The organism is Actinomycetota bacterium (assembly GCA_018334075.1).
Classification (GTDB): domain Bacteria; phylum Actinomycetota; class Coriobacteriia; order Anaerosomatales; family UBA912; genus JAGXSC01.
Genome location: JAGXSC010000052.1, coordinates 1 through 3,436, shown reverse-complemented (window position 1 = coordinate 3,436; position 3,436 = coordinate 1). Strand labels below are relative to the sequence as shown.

General features: G+C 63.2%; 3 protein-coding genes. 1 reads left to right on the top strand and 2 read right to left on the bottom strand.

The window, feature by feature from the left end; all coding sequences use genetic code 11:
- Together KGZ89_06880 and KGZ89_06875 are read right to left on the bottom strand one after the other, a co-directional pair.
- On the bottom strand, window positions 1-192 hold a 192-nt coding region (locus KGZ89_06880), incomplete at its 3' end, for a hypothetical protein (protein MBS3974570.1).
- Window positions 192-434: a hypothetical protein gene (locus tag KGZ89_06875; GenBank protein MBS3974569.1), complete on the bottom strand. Its 243-nt coding sequence runs from the start codon at window positions 432-434 to the stop codon at window positions 192-194. The genes KGZ89_06875 and KGZ89_06880, both read right to left, overlap by 1 nt.
- Window positions 435-637: 203 nt before the next feature.
- On the opposite strand from KGZ89_06875, the gene KGZ89_06870 reads away from it, so the two are divergent.
- The coding region (locus KGZ89_06870) for a hypothetical protein (GenBank protein ID MBS3974568.1) at window positions 638-3,436 on the top strand (2,799 nt) is incomplete at its 3' end.

The window sequence follows — 3,436 nt, the reverse complement described above, 5'->3', positions numbered from 1 at the left end:
CGCATGCAGCAGGACGCGCAGCAGAGGAGGGTCCGACAGCGTCGGCTGATGACGCACCCGGCGCCCCACTCCCGCCTGGCGCCGCCTGTCGACAGCGCATTCGCTTCCTTCGCCACGATGAGCCGCGGTGCCCTTCTCGTGTTGACTATTTTCCTTTGGTGCCGGCTGTGCCCGGCCGTTCTTCTTGCTCATCAGATGCCCTCAAGTGGTTGGTACGCAGCTAATGCTGCTTTTCGTATAGCAACTCGTTTGGAAATGGAGCTGCTGCCTGAACGCATGCACTGAACGGGAGAGCCCACCACCCTCTGGAGCCCCACATGCAGGTTCGAGAGGGCAAACCGCTGTATGCCCTGATTCGAACCGTCTCCGACCCGCAGCGCAAGCGCGGGGTTACCAAGTGCCTCGGCGCGGTGACAAAGGCGGTGAGCGACCATCGAGCCCTCCGACGGCTACGGCTCTCTGGGGGTTTGGCAGCTGTCCTGCGGCCGCAGCGAGTCTCAGTAGGCGCCTGCGGCATTGAGGTCGCCTGCCTTTTTAAACAGGTCCGCTAGACTACGGTCACCGAAAGACGTACTCCACTCACGAGCTTGGTCGGCTTGTGGCGTGAAGTGGCTTATCCGCCAAGAAAGGAGCGACCATGTCCACCCCCTCGCATCTGGGCGGGTCTAGCGTTTCTGCTCGCACCGTCACCCCATCTTTGCAGCTCGCCAAGCTGGCGGAGTTGCTCGCTAGGGCGCTTGCGTCTACCGACACCTCTGCACAGTCAGCGCTTGCGCTGCTGAGCCTGCGCGGCGGCCAGGTCGTCGTGAACATGCACGGCGTTCTGTATCGCCTGTTTCAAGACCCCGAATTCAGCAAGCAGTTTGCGCCCGGCGAAGGCAGCGGCTTCATCCGCGACATGACGCCTCTGCCTGGCGGCACCACAGCGCGGGTGGGCGGTCGCCTACAGCACGCAACGGAGGCTGCGACCGCCAAGAACCTCGAGAAAGTCCACCAACTCGTCTGCGCCCTGGTGGATGAGACGTTGAAAGACGTCGAGGCGGCCTCGCTAGCCCTGGCTTCGATGGACGAAGCCCTTGAACGAATGGCTGTTTCGCTCAAAGAGCGCAGGCCGTTCATGCCGCCGACGGCCTCGCTCGTGCCAGTGGTCTTTGCCTCGAACGACCGACGAGCCGACGAACGAAGCAAGGACATCGGCAAGGTGCTGACGGCCATCGAAACTGTCGACGGCCCCGACAGGCTCGAACTGCTGTGTCGGGGCATTGCCCAGAAGCTGCGCAAGCAGGGGATGGAGGACGATGAGGTCGAGGAGACGCTCAACGCCATCCGAGCGCAGCGCAACCGCCCGGGAAGCCAAATCCGAGACTTCCTGGATTTCCTCGACGATGAGGCGCTGGCGCGCGTGCGGCTGCAGGTGACGATGAGCCTGATGGATGCGCTCAGTGCTCAGAGCTCGATGCCGGGCTTCAAGACCTACGTGCAGCGCGTCAAGGACTGCTTCGCCTGGTTTGCCAGCACCAAAGGGTCGGCACTTGTGCTGGATTCGAGCCTGGTTTACGGACAGCAAAATGTGTCCGACCTGGCCGAGCATTTGCGCCGGGCACTGTTCTATTCGTGCCTTCCGGTCTGGGCCGAAGGCTCCGCACAGCTCTTCGAGACCCGTTCAGAGCCTGAGCAGGGGGTGGCTACGCTTCGCGAAGTCTCTTATCGCTTTCGGGTCAACGGCGACAACCCGCAGACGGGGAAGTCGGCGTTCGAGTCGCGCCTTGACCGGCTGCAGGAGCGCCTGCTTGCGAGCAAGGAGATGGAGGCCTTCGTTCGACGCGATATCGCAGAGCTTGTCTTTCTCTACCTCGTCGTTCCAGAAAGCGCGCAGCAAGACACCCGAGTCGATGTAGCCGCGCAAGCCACCCACATCGCCGAGCAGCTAAAGACGGAGCCCGTTGTGACCCTGCGGCGCATGCACATGGCCCTTGTCGAGCGGGCCCCAGTCGTGGACGCCCTTGCCGGGGAGCTCATCGCGCTGTTGCGCAGCAAGGCCAACAGAGTCGTTGCGAGCGCCAACGACCGCGCAGAGCGGTTCACGGTGTCGCTGCATCGTGGCATCGTCAACTGGGAAGCTGTCGACTCGATTGGCCAGAAGACGGACATCCTCGTCAAGGCCGAGCGAGGCGATGACTCCATTGCCTGGTTCGAGCACCTGACCATCTCGCAAGACCCAGTCGTGCCCGGCAGTGTTGCCTCGTACACGGTTCGGACCGAGCTGAAGGAGCGCTCACTCACGGTCGCCGGCGATGCGCACAGCGTTGCCATGAAGCGCGAGGCGGCGTATCCGACCCTGCCAATTCGCTTCGTGCCCTACCGCTGGCTTACCAAGGAAAAGGCCTGGGTTGCAGACCTGCCCGAAGAAGGCTATTTCCAGACCGGCGCCGGCATCGAGGTTCAGTACGACCTCAGGATGCTCCAGCTGAGGCACGAGAGCAATGAGCAGGAGAAGGCCCGCTCAGAGCAGCTTCGCAGCGCCAGCATCGCCGCCTTCGCCCTGACCCTGTATGTCGTGCTGTGGGAGCTCCAAAAGAGAGTGCGCGCCGACAAGCCTGAAGTCGCACTGAGCATGGTGCGCTTGCAGCACACGGGCCGAAAGCTCAAGCGCGAGGACAACGCCCGGGACCCGAACACTGTGGTGTATGCCGTGAGCCAAGCCCTCGAGAAGGCGCTCGCCCGCGAAGGCGGGGTAAAACTGCAGGGGCTGACGACTCAGGCCGAGGACGGGGGCAGCCCCAGCAGTCTGGTCTGGAAGCGCAAGGGTGCGCTTCACGCATTGCTTGGCGGTCAGCCGATGCAGTTCTCGCTCGAAGGCCCCCTCGACAAGGTGGCGTTGCTGACCTACGTCACCCGCCCCTGCGACTCCCACCCCCTGCATGCGGACGCCGACGGCTTTATCTTCGTCAGCCGCACCTACACCGCCGAGCGCCAGGGGGACACGGCCATCCTTCGCGCACTGCGAATGCGCTCGCGCCTCGCGGAGAGCCGCCAGGAGTTCAAGAATCCCCAACCCGTCCTTGAGGAACTTGCCCGCCTGCGCAGCGAGGGTTTCAAGCACGTCATGCTGCTGTCGCACCACTTTGGCAATCGCCATATCGGGCGTGCAGCCCAGAGGCATGCACCTCATGGAACTCTTGAGTTCCTGGACGCAGCCATGAAGCGGTTCGATGACCTGCACCTATACCCCCTGCGTCGGGATGTATTCCCCGCCACCAGGCTGCGCAAACGAGACAGCACTGAAAGCGGCTTCGAAGTCTTGAACTTCAAAGACCACCAAGCGATGTATGCGTCGCTCTCGCGGGACGTGATGCGCAGCGTGATGCCGGTCTACACCTTCGCCACGCTCGCTGTCGTCGGCGACGAGCGCGAGCGCCCTCAGTCAGGCTTTTGC